This window comes from Micromonospora sp. C95, from assembly GCF_018070465.1.
Lineage (GTDB): Bacteria > Actinomycetota > Actinomycetes > Mycobacteriales > Micromonosporaceae > Micromonospora.
In genome coordinates, this window is sequence record NZ_JAGPXT010000004.1 from 59,117 (window position 1) to 75,129 (window position 16,013).

The following is a 16,013-nucleotide window of genomic DNA, read 5'->3' on the forward strand; positions in this document are numbered from 1 at the left end:
ACCTCACCTGGTTCCGAGACCGTCCGGCAGACCCGCCGGACGTGCCCGAACCCGTCGGGCACCCGCATCCCGCGGATGTGAAGGAGCGCCATGAAACCGTCCCTCCGGGTCCTCGCGGCGGTGGTCGTCCTCGCGGCCCCGCTGGCCCTGACCGCCCCCGTACAGGCAGCGAACACTCTCACCATGCGTGGCGCGGACGTCTCCTCGCTGCAACGCAGCCTCGACCTCGGTGCCCGCTACTACAACGCCTCCGGCGCGCCCGCCGACCCCTACGACATCCTCGCCTCGAAGGGCGTCAACTATCTGCGGCTGCGCGTCTGGAACAACCCGGCCAGCGGCTACAACAACAAGGCCAAGGTGCTCCAGCAGGCCAGGACGATCAAGGCCAAGGGCTTCAAGCTGCTGATCGACTTCCACTACTCGGACACCTGGGCCGATCCGGGCAAGCAGTATCCGCCGGCAGCCTGGGCCGACCACTCGCTGAGCCAGTTGCAGGCCGATGTCTACAACTACACCTACGACGTGTGCACCGCGTTGAAGGCGCAGGGCACCACGCCGGACGCGGTGCAGATCGGCAACGAGATCAACGTGGGGATGCTCTGGCCGGCCGGGCAGGTGGTCAACAACGACTTCGCCCCGTTGGCGAGTCTGCTCAAGCAGGGCTACCAGGCCACCAAGGCGTGCCACGGCGGCACCCAGGTGTGGATCCACACGGCGAACGCCGACAGCAATGCCAACGCCCGCTGGTTCTACGACGGGATCCGGGCACAGGGAGTCCGCTGGGACGTCACCGCCCTGTCCTACTACTGCATGTGGCACGGCACCCTGGCAAACCTCTACAACGTGATCGCCGACGTGCGGTCGCGGTACGGCAAACCGGTGGTGATCGCCGAGACGGCGTACCCGTTCACCACGGCCGACGCCGACCACCAGCCGAACGTGATCTCGGGAACCGCGCGCTGCGACAACATTCCGACCACCTGGGCCGGACAGGCGCAACAGTTCAGCTGGGTGCAGAACACCGCGCGCAACGCCGGTGCGGTGGGCGTCTTCTACTGGGAGCCGACCTGGCACGCGGTGCGCGGCAACGGGTGGGATCCGGCGGACATCAACGGAACCGGCAACGGCTGGGACAACATGGCCGTCTTCGACTGGTTCGGGCGGGTGAACCCGCACGTGTACTGGACGCCATGACCGTCGTCCGGGCCCGGGAGTCGCCACCGGGCCCGGTGAACGAGGTGTTCCGTGGCCTCGGGCGGGCCCGGACCGGGGGTTCGAAGGCGGGCCGACAAATAGACCTCAGTCGTTTGACGTATGACGTCGTTAACGCTAACTTCGCTGTCACGAGCGGGGTCTTGTGGCTGCCGGGAGCCCGATTCACCGCCGTGGTCCCGCGCCGGCCAGTCGCGACCGTGGGCGCGTCGTCACGCTGGCCGGCGGTTCCTGGTGACCGATCTTCCGCACCACCCCACCGTGCTGGACGCCACCACCTGACGCCGGCACATCCGCCCGGGCATCCACCAGCTGTGCGTGGATGACCCCGATCGAAGGAGTGGACCATGAAGGCCATCGGTGAGGCTCGTCCCGCCTCCCCATCCAGACGCGGTTGGCGGCCGGGAGTGGCCGCGGCGGCCGCCGCGGTCCTGGCGGCGAGCGCGCTCGTGGTGGTGAACGCGGCGCCGGCAGCGGCGGCGACCGTGGACCCCAACGCCTGGTACGTGCTGGTCAACCGCAACAGTGGCAAGGCGTTGGATGTGTACGGTCTGGCGACCAACGACGGTGCGCGGATCAGTCAGTGGACTCGTAACGACGGCGCGAATCAGCAGTGGCAGTTCGTGGACTCCGGTGGTGGCTACTACCGGCTGAAGTCGCGGCATTCGGGCAAGGTTCTGGACGTGTCGAATGCGTCGACGGCGGATGGCGCGGCGATCGTGCAGTGGTCTGATCACAACGGTGCGAATCAGCAGTTCCGGTTGGCCGACTCCGACGGTGGTCACGTCCGGTTGGTCAGTCGGCACAGCAACAAGGTCGTCGAGGTGCAGGGTGCCGCGACGGCGGACGGTGCGAACATCGTGCAGTACGCCGACTGGAACGGCGCCAACCAGCAGTGGCAACTGGCCCGGGTCGACGGGGGCGGCCCCACGTCGCCACCACCGACCGGCGGCACCGGGTGCGGCAAGGCCCCGACCCTTTACAACGGCACGCACACGATCCAGAGCAACGGCAAGAGCCGCCAGTTCATCCTGCGCCTGCCGGCCAACTACAACAACGCCAACGCCTACCGGCTGATCTTCGCCTTCCACTGGCGCGGTGGCACCATGCAGGAGATCTCCTCCGGTGGCACCAGCGGGAGCGCCTGGTCCTACTACGGCCAGCAGGAGCAGTCGAACAACAGCGCGATCCTGGTCGCGCCGCAGGGGCTCGGTAACGGTTGGGGCAACGCCGGCGGCGAGGACGTCACCTTCGTAGACGACATGATCCGTCGGATCGAGAGCGACCTGTGCGTCAACCCGAGACAGCGCTTCGCCCTCGGCTTCAGCTGGGGCGGTGGCATGAGCTACGCCCTCGCCTGCGCGCGGGCCACCGTCTTCCGGGCGGTCGCCGTGATCGCGGGTGCGCAGATCAGCGGTTGCAGTGGCGGTACCCAGCCGATCGCGTACTTCGGTCTGCACGGCATCTCGGACAACGTCCTCAGCATCGGCCAGGGCCGAGGGCTGCGTGACACCTTCGTCCGGAACAACGGGTGCAACGCCCAGAACCCGCCGGAGCCGGGATCGGGCAGCCGTACGCACATCACCACGGCCTACTCCGGCTGCCGGTCCGGCTACCCCGTACAGTGGGCGGCCTTCGACAACGGGCACATGCCCGGGCCGGTGGACGGGACGTACGCCGAGAGTGGCATCACCACCTGGACCAAGGGTGAGATCTGGCGATTCTTCGCCCAGTTCTCCTGACTTGGCCGAACGCGACGGTGGGTCTCGGCCTCCTGGCGGCAGTGGGAGCCAGGAGGCCGGGCCCGCCGACCCGTCGTGTCCGAGGTCAGCGTTGCAGGCGGTCCGGCTTGCCCGAGCCGCTGCGGCGGACCACCCAGGCCTCGGTGATGTGGGTGAACATCGCCGCCGCGGCCCCTTGCGGGTCGTGGGCGGCGATCATCTCGTAGACACGTCGGTGTCCACGGTTGGAGGCGACGCAGAGCGACCGCTCGGTGCGGCCGGTGTAGCGCGCCGTGTTCACGACCTGACTCTCCAGCGCCTGCACGACGCCACGAGCGATGCGGTTCCCGGACGCCTGCATGACGGTGTCGTGAAAGGCACGGTCGAGTTCGTGGTAGGCCACGGTGTCGCCGACGAGCTCGTCCATCCGGTCGACCAGGGCGCGCAGGCGGTCCACGGTCTCCTCACCGGCGACCCGGGCGGCGACGTGTGCCATGTCGGACTCCAGCAGCCGCCGGGTCACCACCACGTCGTCGAGGATGGAAAGGCTGTCGTCCTCGGCGATGGTGGCCCCGAGGACGAGTTCGTCGAGCATGTCCCACATCGACTGCGGGGTGACCATGGTGCCGGCACCCTGACGGACCTGCACCAGACCCTTCTCCTGGAGGATCTTCACCGCCTCCCGGACGACGGTCCGACTGACGGAGAAGGTCTCGCAGAGCACCGGCTCGGGGGGCAACGCCGTGCCCGACGGATGCACCCCGCGGACGATGCGTTCCACCAGCTCGGCGGTGACCGCCGTGGCGAGGTTGGTGGGGCGGCGCGACCAGGCCGGGGAGGCCAGCTTTTCCAGGGCCGTCTCCTGCGATGGTGTCATGTCCCCCTCCGATTGGCTCGTCGTGCCACGACGTCCACGGCCAGTGTACGGCTGACTGTTGACGTCAGACGTCATACGAGTTACGTTCTTGATCACGTTGGCTGCGGCAGGCCGTCAGCCACTCCCTTCAGAGGTGAACAACGATGAAACAACGAGCATTGTGGTCAGCCGTCCTCGTTGTGGGACTGGCGACGGCAGGTTGCGGAAGTGCCAGCGACACTGGCTCCTCGTCCGGTGGCTCCACGGACAAGCTGGTGGTGTGGGACTGGAAGTCCGGTGAGCCTTCCGCCGCGCCGTACATCGAGAAGGCGAAGGCCGACTTCGCCACCAAGCATCCCGACGTCACGGTCGAGTTCGTCGCGCAGCCGTTCGACCAGTACTACACGCTGCTCGGCGCGGCCATCCAGTCCGGCAAGGGCCCGGACGTGATGCTGTTCAACGGTGGCGGCCAGATCCGGGACCGGGTCGACGCGCTGGTGCCGCTGGACGAGTACGTGGCCGAGGACAAGCAGCGACTTGCCGGTTGGGACGCCTTCAGTAAGGACGGCAAGGTCTACGCCAGTCCGGTGACGCTGCAGGGTCATCCCATCTACTACAACAAGGCGCTCTACGAGAAGGCCGGACTTGATCCGGCAAGCCCCGCCACCACCTGGGACAAGTTCCTCGCCGACTGCGCCGCCATCGGCAAGGCCGGCGCCAAGTGCTTCGCCCTGGGCAACAAGGAGGGCGCCGGAATCCAGTTCTGGATGTCGGCCCTGGGCTCCGGCATCCTCACCGCCCAGGAGTACGACGACTGGATCGCCGGCAAGCGCGACTGGAACTCGCCGAACGTGAAGCGGATCTTCGAGCTCTGGAAGGAAGCTGGCGACGCCGGTCTGAACAACGAAGGCGCCAACTCGACCGCGATGTTCAACGACTCGTTCGCGCTCTTCCAGTCCGGCAAGGCCGCGCACGTCATCGGGCTGATGTCGGACGTCGGGCACTGGAAGGACTTCAACGAGTTCCTCACGCCCGAGAAGCTCGGCGTGATGAACGCTCCGGTGGTCACCGCCGGCACCACGCCGAGCCTGGCCTACGACGGCGGCATCGGGTACGGGGTGGCGAAGTGGACCAAGGATCCCAAGGTTGCCGCCGACCTGGTGCGATCGTTGACCTCGACCGGGGCGCTGCAGGCGTTCTACGCCGACGCCGGTGCCATCGCCGCCGACACCACCATCGACGTGTCGCAGGCCGGTCCGGCCGCCGCCACGATCGTCGCCGCACTGCAGAGCGGTAAGCCCGCCCTGCACGTGGCGCTCTCCTCGAAGACCCTGGACCTGATGGGACGGGTCTCCCAGCAGCTGCTGAGCGGCTCGATCAGCGTCGACGAGGCGGTGAAGCAGCTGGCAGCTTCCGACCAGGCGGGCTGATTTCGTGCCAATCGGAAACGCAGAGCCGTCGGTCCGTCCGGTTCCCCCCGGACGGACCGACGGGGCGGCGGTTCGGCCCGCGGGCGCTCGCCGTGGCACCGGGTCACGGCCCGTGCGCGGCGGATCGCGGGCCGAGCGCTTCGCCCCTTACGTCCTGGTCGCACCCGCCATTCTGATCATCGTGGTGCTGCGGCTGTACCCGTTGCTGCTCGGCGTCAACTTCTCCTTCACCGGGGACGGCGAGCGCAACGGTCAGACGGTGGGCCTGGACAACTACCTTGAGTTGATCGATGACCCGTTGTTCCGCACGGCGCTGGGCAACGTCGGACTGCTGGTGCTGTTGCTCCCGGTGGCGGTGGCGATCCCCGGGCTGCTCGCGACCTTCATCTACCTCAAGGTGCCCGGACATCGCTTCTACCGCAGCGTCTACTTCTTCCCGGCGGTGCTCTCACCGGTGATCGTCGGCGCGATCTTCAACCTGCTGCTCGCCTTCGACGGCCCCGTCAACGCCGTGTTCGGGGCGGTCGGCATCAGCCCGGTGGACTGGCTCGGAAACCCCGACGTCGCGATGTTCGTGGTGGTCGGCGTACACATCTGGGCCACCTTCGGAATGGCGCTCGTGGTGTTCCTGGCCGGCTTCGCGACCCTGGACGCCGCGCTGTTGGACGCGGCCCGGGTGGACGGTGCGTCGCTGCCCCAGGTCATCCGGCACGTGATCGTCCCGGGGCTGTCCCGCACCATCGCGTTCGTCGCCGTGACCACCATGGTCGGGATGCTGACCTCGATGTTCGGCCTGCTCTACGTGATGACCAGCGGCGGGCCGGAGGGGTCCACGTACCTCCCGGAGTACTACATCTGGATCCAGCAGGGCCAGATGAATCGGCCCGCCCTCGCCTCGGCCGCGTCGACGGTGCTCTTCGTGATCATGCTCGTCGTGGGGCTGCTCCAGGTGAAGTTGCTCCGGCGGGCGGGAGGGGAGGACTGATGTCCCGGATACGCCTGAGCCGGTGGCTGCTGGCCATCCCGATGTCGCTGCTCGCGCTGGCGACGATCTACCCACTGCTGTTCACCGTCAACGTGGCGATGAAGACCCGCCGCGACTACATCCTCGACCGGTTCTCCCTGACCGACACCCTGCGCTGGGACAACATCAGCGCTGCGTGGAACAGCGTCGGCATGGACCGGTACTTTCTCAACTCCCTGATAGTGGTGACGTCGTCGGTCGTCCTGCTGCTGTTGCTCGGGTCGATGGCCGGCTTCGCGCTGAGCCAGCTCCGCTTCCGTGGTTCCTCGGCGCTGTTCCTGGGCTGCCTCGCGGGCCTCTTCGTGCCGTTCCAGGTGATCATGGTCCCGCTCGCCCGGATCATGGCCGACACCGCCCTGATCGACACGTACCCCGGACTGGTCCTGGTCTTCGTGGCCCAGTTCCTGCCCTTCACCGTCTTCCTGATGACGAGTTACTACAAGACCATCCCGCGTGAGGTCATCGACGCGGCCCGGATCGACGGCAACAGCGTGTACGGCGTGTACCGCCGGATCATGCTGCCGCTGGGCACCCCGGCACTGCTGTCGGTCGGCATCCTCAATGCGCTGTTCTGCTGGAACGACGTCCTGATGTCGCTGGTGATGATGCCGTCGGCGGACCACCGAACGCTCATGGTCGGCGTGACCTCGCTGCGCGGCCAGTACTCCGACGACATTCCCACCTTCGCCTCGGGGGTACTGATCGCCGCGTTGCCGGTCCTGGTGGTCTACCTCTTCCTCCAGCGCCAGATTGCCGACGGCGTCGCCGCCGGCTCCACGAAGGGCTGACATGCGCATCACCGGATATCGGACGCTCACCACGGTGCACGAATGGGGGCGCCCGGTCGGCGACGCCAACGGCGTCTTCGCCGACGGGAGGGTCCCGGTGCCGATCGTCGTCGTGGAGACCGACGAGGGGCTCTCGGGCGTCGGCATCGGCCCGCACGTCGAGATCGAGCAGATCTTCGCGGCCATCGACGGTGAAGACCCCCGGGCGGTGACCACGCTCTACGACCGCATGCTGCGACACACCTTCAAGGCCGGTCACGCCGGCCCGGTGTTCGGCACCATCGGCGCACTCGACACCGCGTTGTGGGACATCAAGGCACAGGCGGCCGGCCAGCCGCTGTGGCGGTTGCTGGGCGGACGCGACCGACGGGTGCCGGCGTACGCGTCCGGACTCGACATCGCCCTGACCGATGAGGAACTCGTCTCGGCGTACACCCGTTACGCCGAGCACGGCCTGCGGGCCGCCAAGCTCAAGGGCGGACTCGACATCGAGCACGACCGACACCGGCTCCACCTGGTCAAGGAGATCCTGACCGAGACCGGCCACGGACTGCGGCCGGGTCTGATGCTCGACGTCAACGAGGCGTGGACCCGCAAGCAGGCCGTCCGGCACGTGTGCGAACTCGAACGCACCCTCGACCTCATCTGGATCGAGGAGCCGGTTCGGCGTTGGGACGCCGAAGGACTCGCCGCCGTCGGCCGGGGAGTGCGGGCCTCCGTCGCCACCGGAGAGAACCTCACCGGGCTGGAGCAGTACCGTCCGCTGATCGCCGCCGGCGCGGTCGACGTCGTCCAGACCTCCGCGATCGGGGGAGTAACCCACTTCCTGCGGGTGTCCGCCCTGGCGCACGCCTACGACCTGCCGGTCAGCCCGATCGGCAACAGCCCGCTCGGACTGCTGCACGCGGCCACCTCGGTGCCGAACCACCTGACCAGCGAGTTGCAGGACCTCTGGCCGCCGGTCGGCGTCTCCGCCGACGTGCACGTCGAGGACGGGTTCTTCGTCCTGGGCGACTCACCCGGACTCGGTCTCCGGGTGGACGAACAGCGGATCCGGACCATGGAGCGGCACCCGCAGGCACCGGCGGTCGACGGCCCGAACGTCCGGCCGGAGCAGGCCGGCCGTCGGCTGCTGGCCGCGACCGACGGTGTTCTGCCCGCCACCGGCTTCCCACTGGTCAAAGCCGTCCCCCCGGCACACAACAGCAACCAGGTGTCGCCGACCGGACGTCACTGACACGGACCCCACGGTGGTGGCCGGCGGCACGAGCGACGTGCGGCCGTTGATACGGAGGATCGATGAAGGCAGTGGTCTACCGGGGAGCACGGCGCCTCGGAATCGAGGAACGTGAGCCGACGGCACCCGGGCCCGGCGAACTGGGCATCTCGGTGGCCTACACCGGGATCTGCGGCACCGACCTGCACATCTACCACGGGGACATGGACTCCCGGGTCGGTGCCGCCGCCATCATCGGGCACGAGATGTCCGGGCGGGTCGCGGCGCTGGGCGAGGGCGTCACCGGTTGGTCCGTCGGGCAGCCGGTGACGGTGCTGCCCACCAGGTGGTGCGGGCGGTGTGCCGCCTGCCGGCGCGGCAACTCGCACATCTGCCACGCCATGAACTTCCTCGGCATCGACTCGCCCGGCGCCATGCAGTCCGCCTGGAACGTGCCGGCGGATCTGGTCCTGCCGCTGCCCGAGGATCTGCCGCTCGACCAGGGCGCACTCGTCGAACCGGTGGCCGTCGCCGTGCACGACGTACGGCGTGGCGAGGTGGCCTCCGGCGATCACGTGGTGGTCGTCGGCGGCGGGCCGATCGGGGTGCTCATCGGCACCGTCGCCCAGGGCCGCGGTGCGCGGGTACTGCTCGTCGAGCCGGACCCGACGCGGCGCGCCGTGGCGGGCGACATCGGCATCGAGGCGGTCGACCCGGCCGCGGTCGACGTGGCGGCGTTGGTCGCCGACCGGACCGACGGCGCGGGTGCCGACGTCGCCTTCGAGGTCTCCGGCGCCGCGGCGGGTGTCACCACCGCGGTCGAGGTGCTGGCCGTCCGGGGTCGGCTGGTGATGGTGGCGATCCATCCCCGCCCCCGGGAGGTGAACCTGCACCGGTTCTTCTGGCGTGAGCTGGAGCTGCTCGGCGCCCGCCTGTACCAACGCGACGACATGGCCGAGGCGATCCGGCTGGTCGCCTCCGGCACGATACCGGCGCGGCAGCTGATCTCCCGGGTCGAGGCACCGGAGGCGGCGACCGCGGCGTTCAGCGCGCTGGAGGGTGGCGGTGTGATGAAGGTGCTGCTGGACTGGCGGGAGGATGACCGGTGAGGAACCCGTTCGACCTGTCCGGACGGACCGCCGTGGTCACCGGTGCTCGGCGGGGCATCGGCCTGGCCATGGCCGAGGCGCTGGCCCGGGCCGGCGCCGACGTCGTGGGTGTCTCCGCGCACCTGGAGCCCGAGGAGAGCGAGGTGGCGCGCCGGGTGCGGGCCACCGGTCGACGGTTCACCCCGCTGCGCGCCGATCTGGCCGATCGTACGGCCGTGCGCCGGCTGGCCGGCGAGCTGATCGCGCTCGGACCGATCGACATTCTGGTCAACAACGGCGGCACGATCGCCCGGGCCCCGGCCGTCGACCACCCCGACGACCTCTGGGACCATGTGATCGAGGTGAACCTGAACAGCCAGTTCGTGCTGAGTCGGGAGATCGGTCGGACGATGGTGCAGCGGGGCCACGGGAAAATAATCTTCACCGCGTCCCTGCTCAGCTTCCAGGGCGGCATCACGGTGCCCGGGTACGCCGCCTCGAAGTCGGGCGTGGCCGGTCTCACCAAGGCCCTGGCGAACGAGTGGGCGGTGCACGGGGTGAACGTGAACGCGATCGCCCCCGGTTACATCGCCACCGACAACACCCGGGCGCTGCGCGAGGATCCCGAGCGCGACCAGGCGATCCTCGCCCGGATTCCGGCCGGCAGGTGGGGTGCCGCCGATGACCTCGGTGGCGCCACCGTGTTCCTGGCGTCGGCGGCCTCCGACTACGTCAACGGGATCGTGCTGCCGGTCGACGGAGGGTGGTTGGGCCGATGACCGACGCGACTCCGGGGGCGGCCGGCATCGTCGACGCCCACCACCACCTGTGGGTCCGGGCCCGGCATCCGCAGCCGTGGATCGATCCGGTGACCATGGCGGCCATCGACGCCGACTTCGAGCTGGCCGACCTGGCCCCGCTGGCCCGGGCGGTGGGTGTCACCAGCACCGTCGTCGTGCAGTCCATCGCCTCGGCGCGGGAGACCGTGGACCTGCTCCGGGTCGCGGCCGACGACGTCCTGGTCGGTGGCGTCGTCGGCTGGGTCGACCTGACGGCCGACGACGTGGCCGACCGCCTCGACCGGCTGCGCGCGGCCCCCGGCGGGCAACACCTGGCCGGCATCCGTCACCTCGTGCAGAGCGAGACCGACCCGGCCTACCTGGACCGACCGGACGTCCGCCGGGGCATCGCCGCGGTCGGCGCCGCCGGCCTGGTCTTCGACCTGCTGGTCCGGCAACACCAGTTGCCCATGGCCGCCCGGTTGGCGCACGACCTGCCCGAGGTGCGCTTCGTCCTGAACCACCTTGGCAAGCCCGCGCTGGGCACCCCGGAGTTCGATCACTGGAAGCGAGACCTACGGGCTCTCGCCGAAGCGCCGAACACGACCGCCAAGGTGTCCGGCCTGACGACCGAGGTGCCCCGGTCACCCTGGGCGGTGGCCGATCTCCGACCCGCCGTGGACCACGCACTCGACGTGTTCGGCCCGCAGCGGCTGATGTTCGGATCGGACTGGCCGGTGTCCCTGCTCGCCACCTCGTACGCCCGCTGGGTGGCGGCGGTCACCGAGTTGCTGGGCGACCTCGACCCGACCGACCGCGCGGCGTTCTGGGCAGGTACCGCTCGGCGTTGCTACCGGTTGGAAGCGTCATGAGGAAGCGCGCGCTGCCGCGCCGGCCGGCGATCGGCCTCACCGAGCTGGGCTTCGGCGCGGCCCAGGGTGGCAACCTGTACCGGACGACCACGGACGAGGAGTTCGCCGCCGCGGTCGACACCGCCTGGGCGGCGGGCGTGCGGTACTTCGACACCGCGCCGCACTACGGTCTCGGGCTGTCCGAGCATCGCCTGGGCAGCGCGTTGCGGCACCGACCACGCGACGAGTACGTGGTGTCGACGAAGGTGGGGCGACTGCTGGAGCCGTCGCCGCAGGACGCGCACCGGCGCGACCCCGAGGGCTTCGACGTACCCGCGAGCCATCGCCGGGTGTGGGACTTCAGCCGCGACGGGGTGCGCCGGTGCATCGAAGCCAGCCTGGAGCGTACCGGCCTGGATCGGATCGACATCGCCTACCTGCACGACCCCGACGACCACTGGGAGCAGGCCGCCGCCGAGGCCGTGCCCGCCCTTGCCGAGCTGCGCGACCAGGGCGTGGTTGGCGCGATCGGGGCCGGCATGAACCAGTCGGCGATGCTCGCCCGGTTCGTCCGGGAGACCGACGTGGACGTGATGATGTGCGCCGGCCGGTACACCCTGCTCGAACAGGGCGCGGCCGGCGACCTGTTGCCGCTCGCGCAGAGCCGGGGCGTGGGCGTGGTGATCGCCGGTGTCTACAACTCGGGACTGTTGTCCCGGGACCACCCGCCCGTTGACTCGTTCTACAACTACCAGCAGGCGCCGCCGGAGCTGATCGACCGGGCGCGCCGGATCGCCGAGGTCTGCGACGCGCACGGTGTCACCCTGCCGGAGGCGGCACTGGCCTTCGTCCGTCGGCATCCGGCCGTGGTATCGACGGTGGTCGGTGTCCGCAACGGCACGCAGATGGCGGAGACCGTACGGCGCTCGGCGGCGGTGGTGCCCGATGAGCTGTGGCAGTCGCTGGCCAGCGCCGGGCTGCTCCGGGCAGGATGACCGCTGCGCACGTCCCGGGTCGGGACCGGCTCCGCTGCTCGGAACCGATCCCGACCGAGGCGTCCTTGACGGTCGCGGTGGTCGCGACGGTCAGGCCAGGCTGAACCGCCACTGCTGGTTGGTGCCGCTGTGGCAGGTCCACTGCAACAGGCGGGCACCGTCGGTGGTGGCACCACCGTTGACATCGATGCAGAGCCCGCTCAGCACGCTCTTCACCGTGTAGACCCCGGTGGTACCGGTGGACGCGACGGTGAACTTCTGCTGGTTGCCGTTGTTGCAGGTGGCCTGCTGGAGGAAGGCGCCGGGGGTGGTGGAGCCACCGGTGACCTCCGCGCACTTGTTGCTGTGCACGGCCCGGAGATAGACGGCGCCGCCACCGGCGTCGACCGCCTGCCACTTCTGGTTGTTGCCACCGGTGGACGCCCACTGGTGGATCTGCGCGCCGTCGGCGGTGGAGACACCGCTGACGTCCATCAGCTTGTTGCTGTGCTGTGCGGTGAGCGTCCACGTGCGGCCGGCTATCCCGCCCCCGCTGTCACCGACGCCCACTCCCGGACCACCGAAGGTGTGCGAGTCGAGGTCGAACCAGTTGTTGGCGCTGTTCTTGAACACCAGGTACAGGGTGTGGGTGCCGGCGAGGGGCGTGACGTTCACCGGCGGCGTGGACTGGTAGTTGTCCCAGCCGCCGGTGCTCGGCACCGGAGTGGTGGCCAGCAGCGTGCCGGTCGGCGATCCGGCCCGCAACTCGATCGATCCGCCGCCGGAGGGCGACGACAGCCGGTAGCTCACGGTGTTGATGCCGGACAGGCTCATCGGGGTGAACGCCACCCAGTCGTTGTTGGAGATGTCCCCGATGCGCTTGCCGCTCTCCGCGCCAGCCTGGTCGATGACCCGGGTGCCGGACTGACTGCTGTAGTACTCGGCCTGCTTGTGCTTGGGTTGGAGGATCACCTGGGCACGGCCGGTGAGTGGGGCTGCGCCGCCCGCGCCACCGTTGTCGGTGTACCGCGCGTTGAGCACGTAGAACAGGTTGGCGCCGTCCGGGTGCCCGCCGAGCAGGTCGGTGGGGATGGTCCCGGAACAGCCGGCGTAGTCGGTGGTCTCGTGCGCGTGGTCGTCGTGCCCGAGCGCCGGGTTGAGGAAGACCTTGCTGCAGTCGATCGCCGCGCCGCCCGGGTCGGTGACGGTGATCTGGTACGACACCCGGTCGCCGAAGGTGAGCATGCCACCGTTGGCCGGCGTGGTGATGGTGACCACCGGAGCGGTGTTGCCGACGGTGATCGGCACGTTGGCGAAGGCGGTCTTGCCCGAGCTGTCGGTGACCTTCAGCTGCGCCGTGTAGTTGCCGTTGCTGGTGTAGACCTTCGACGGGTTGGCCGCCGTCGAGGTGGTGCCGTCGCCGAACGTCCACTGGTAGCTGATCGTGTCACCGGGGTCGGGATCGGCCGACCCGGCGCTGGAGAACTGCACGGTCAACGGGGCGTTGCCGCTGGTCGGCGTGCCGGTGGCCTTGGCGATCGGTGACCGGCCACCCTGGACGTAGTCGATCCGGTAGAGACCGGAGTCGCTGTTGCCGCCACCGAAGTTGGTGCCCCACTCCAGCAGGTAGAGCGAGCCGTCCGGGCCGAACTCGAGGTCCATCGGGCTGTTGAACCGGGTGCCGGGCAGGAACGGGTTGGTCCGGGTGACCGCGGACGCCGAGTCGAAGTGCATCTCCTTGATGTAGTCACGCGACCACTCGTAGAAGAAGTGCACGCCGTCGTAGTACGGCGGGAACTTGGTCGCCGACGGGTTCTCCGGGTCGTAGCGGTAGACCGGTCCGCCCATCGGTGCCGAGCCGCCCGAGCCCACCTCCGGGAAGTTCTGCGACGCGCCGTAGCCGTACCACAGGTTGGGTGCGACGACCGGCCGGAGGTTGGTCAGGCCGGTGTTGTTGGGCGAGTTGTTGACCGGTGCGGCGCAGTTGAATTTGGCACCGACCTGGCCGGTGTCCGGGTTGTACGGCGCGTACGGCTGGTTGTCGCCGTGGCAGAACGGCCAGCCGTAGTTGCCCGGCGTCTTGATCACGTTGAGTTCGACGAGGCCCTCGGGGCCCCGGTTGGTGGTCGGCGGGTTCCGGTCCGGTCCGTAGTCGGCCAGGTAGACCCAGCCGTTGGCCGGGTCGATGGAGAAGCGGAACGGGTTGCGGAAGCCCATCGCGTAGATCTCGGGCCGGGTCTGCGCCGTCCCCTGGGGGTAGAGGTTGCCCGACGGCACGGTGTAGCCACCGCCGGCGGAGGGGCGGAGGCGCAGCAGCTTGCCGCGCAGGTCGTTGGTGTTGCCGGCGGTACGCGCCGAGTCGAGCATGTGCTTGCCCGGGCGCCAGTCCAGCGGGGCGTAGCCCTGCCAGTTCGGGTCGAGATTCGGCGCGACGTCGTCGCCGGTGCCGATGTAGAGGTTGCCGTCGGGCCCGAAGGCGATGTACCCACCGGTGTGGCCCGGCTCGGGGTACGTCCGGTCCCGGTAGGCCGGGATGTCGATGATGGTCACCCCGCTGGACATGTTCAACGTGTCGCCGTTGAGCGTGTAGCGGGAGACCCGGTTGACGTCGGTCGAGCTGCTGGCCGGCGCGTGGTACAGGTACACGTACCCGTTGCTGGCGAAGTCCGGGTCCAGGGCCAGCCCGGTCAGCCCGTCCTCACCGCCGGTGTAGACGCTGAGCGTGCCGGCGGTCACGGTGCTGTTGGTGCTCGGCTTGAAGATCTTGACCTGGCCGCCACGCTGGACGTAGAGCACCCGCCCATCGGGCGCCACCGCCAGCGCCATCGGGTCGACGGTGTTGCTGTCGAGGGTCCGCTTCTCGAAGTTGCCCCAGACGGTGCCACCACAGTCGCCCGGCTCGTTGCCGGCGGCCCACTTCACGCCGCCGAGGACATGGTTGCGGAAGTGGGTCTCGCTGTAGGACGCCGCGGCGTGGCCCATCGCGGTGGCCCAGACCCGGCCACCGCCGGTGTTCCGGCACCAGGAGATCGGGTGGTCGGAGCCCATCGCCCGGGGGCCCGGGTTGTACGTGCGTTCGTCGGCGGTGACCAGGACGTGCACCTCACCGCGCGGGTTCTTGTCGAAGTTGTACCACTCCTCGCTGCGGTTCCAGCGATCCGGCAGGCTGGCCGTCGACGGGTGCTTCTTGTCGGCGACGATTGCGGTGCCGGGCAGGACGCCGGGGGAGTGCTCCGGCATGTGCGCACCCGCGTTGATGGTCTGGTCCCACCAGGGGTATTCGCCCTCGATCCCCATGTCGGTGGCGTTGTGGATGGCCACGATGCCCTTGCCGCTGGCCAGGTAGCCCTCCACCGCCTGGCGTTGGCTGGCCGAGGTCCACACCATGCCGGACGTCTGGAACATGATCAGGACATCGAAGGTGGCCAGGTTCGCTGCGGTGAAGACGCTGGAGTCCTCACTGTGTACCAGTTCGAAATTGTCGGACGCGGCCTGCTGCTGAAACATCGAGACCCCGGCCGGGATCGAGTCGTGCCGGTAGCCGGTGGTCTTGGTGAACAACAGGGCGCGGAACTCCGGAGCCGCTGATGCCGGCTGGACCAGCGCGAGCGCCAGTAACAGACCGGTGATCAGTCCGATGATGGCTGTCTTACGACGCATGCCGTCTCCTCGTCGGGTGGAGCAACAGGGGGCGCGACCACGAGTCCGGTCGCCTCCCACGGCACGTCGGATGGTGCCGGGTGGCACGACGGGATGCGCGCTGGTCGTCGCGCGGTTCGTCGCACCGACGTGACGCTGCGGGATGTAACGCAGAGTCACGCCCGAGTGGGTTCCGGGCCCCGTGACGCAAGGAGCCTAATTGGTGTTGATATGGACATAAATTGATGTTAGCGACAACATGGATGGGACTGATCATGGGCACCCGTGTTCCCCAGTGGACCCGACCTGGCGTCGTTGCCGGCCACCAGCCCGGTCGAGAGTCCGGGAAGATCGGGGATTGCGTACCCATCCCCGAGCATCTATCTTCATACGTGTGATGTTTCGGTCATGTCAAGCGAAAGTTTGAGCACGACA

At 69.0% G+C, this 16,013-nt stretch carries 12 protein-coding genes; 10 read left to right on the forward strand and 2 right to left on the reverse strand.

Features of this window, described 5'->3' with window-relative positions:
• Positions 1-90: 90 nt before the first annotated feature.
• Both KBX00_RS06565 and KBX00_RS06570 read left to right on the forward strand, forming a co-directional pair.
• Positions 91-1,194: a glycosyl hydrolase 53 family protein gene (locus tag KBX00_RS06565; protein WP_210824290.1), complete on the forward strand. Its 1,104-nt coding sequence runs from the start codon at positions 91-93 to the stop codon at positions 1,192-1,194.
• A gap of 365 nt (positions 1,195-1,559) precedes the next feature.
• Positions 1,560-2,954, forward strand: coding sequence for an RICIN domain-containing protein (locus KBX00_RS06570; RefSeq protein ID WP_210824292.1), 1,395 nt, complete (start codon positions 1,560-1,562; stop codon positions 2,952-2,954).
• 85 nt (positions 2,955-3,039) lie between these two features.
• Here KBX00_RS06570 and KBX00_RS06575 read toward each other — a convergent pair whose 3' ends face one another.
• On the reverse strand, positions 3,040-3,810 hold the full coding sequence (locus KBX00_RS06575; protein WP_301547472.1) for a FadR/GntR family transcriptional regulator: 771 nt from the start codon (positions 3,808-3,810) through the stop codon (positions 3,040-3,042).
• A 254-nt stretch (positions 3,811-4,064) separates the two neighbouring features.
• Between KBX00_RS06575 and KBX00_RS06580 the strand changes: the two genes are divergently transcribed.
• The 8 genes from KBX00_RS06580 to KBX00_RS06615 all read left to right on the forward strand — a co-directional run bounded on the left by KBX00_RS06580 (position 4,065) and on the right by KBX00_RS06615 (position 11,960).
• Positions 4,065-5,219: an extracellular solute-binding protein gene (locus KBX00_RS06580; RefSeq protein WP_307868174.1), complete on the forward strand. Its 1,155-nt coding sequence runs from the start codon at positions 4,065-4,067 to the stop codon at positions 5,217-5,219.
• 112 nt (positions 5,220-5,331) lie between these two features.
• Positions 5,332-6,204 carry a sugar ABC transporter permease gene (locus KBX00_RS06585; protein WP_307868175.1) on the forward strand — a complete coding sequence of 291 codons (873 nt, stop codon included), beginning with the start codon at positions 5,332-5,334 and terminating at the stop codon, positions 6,202-6,204.
• Positions 6,204-7,031: a carbohydrate ABC transporter permease gene (locus tag KBX00_RS06590; protein WP_210824300.1), complete on the forward strand. Its 828-nt coding sequence runs from the start codon at positions 6,204-6,206 to the stop codon at positions 7,029-7,031. The genes KBX00_RS06585 and KBX00_RS06590 overlap by 1 nt, the downstream gene beginning before the upstream one ends.
• Before the next feature lies 1 nt (position 7,032).
• Positions 7,033-8,268, forward strand: a complete 1,236-nt coding sequence (locus tag KBX00_RS06595) for a mandelate racemase/muconate lactonizing enzyme family protein (RefSeq protein ID WP_210824302.1) — start codon at positions 7,033-7,035, stop codon at positions 8,266-8,268.
• Positions 8,269-8,330: 62 nt separating this feature from the next.
• The gene (locus KBX00_RS06600; protein WP_210824303.1) at positions 8,331-9,356 is read left to right on the forward strand and encodes a zinc-binding dehydrogenase; all 1,026 of its coding nucleotides are present in this window, start codon (positions 8,331-8,333) and stop codon (positions 9,354-9,356) included.
• A complete protein-coding gene (locus tag KBX00_RS06605; protein WP_210824305.1) occupies positions 9,353-10,114 on the forward strand; it encodes an SDR family oxidoreductase in 762 nt (253 codons plus the stop codon). Before KBX00_RS06600 ends, KBX00_RS06605 begins: the two co-directional genes overlap by 4 nt.
• Positions 10,111-10,986, forward strand: coding sequence for an amidohydrolase (locus KBX00_RS06610; RefSeq protein WP_210824307.1), 876 nt, complete (start codon positions 10,111-10,113; stop codon positions 10,984-10,986). The genes KBX00_RS06605 and KBX00_RS06610 overlap by 4 nt, the downstream gene beginning before the upstream one ends.
• Positions 10,983-11,960 carry an aldo/keto reductase gene (locus KBX00_RS06615; protein ID WP_210824309.1) on the forward strand — a complete coding sequence of 326 codons (978 nt, stop codon included), beginning with the start codon at positions 10,983-10,985 and terminating at the stop codon, positions 11,958-11,960. The genes KBX00_RS06610 and KBX00_RS06615 overlap by 4 nt, the downstream gene beginning before the upstream one ends.
• 90 nt (positions 11,961-12,050) lie before the next feature.
• Here the strand turns inward: KBX00_RS06615 and KBX00_RS06620 are convergent, their stop codons facing one another.
• Positions 12,051-15,599 (reverse strand): ThuA domain-containing protein, encoded by a 3,549-nt coding sequence (locus tag KBX00_RS06620; RefSeq protein ID WP_210824311.1) that lies wholly within the window; start codon positions 15,597-15,599, stop codon positions 12,051-12,053.
• Between the last annotated feature and the right edge of the window lie 414 nt (positions 15,600-16,013).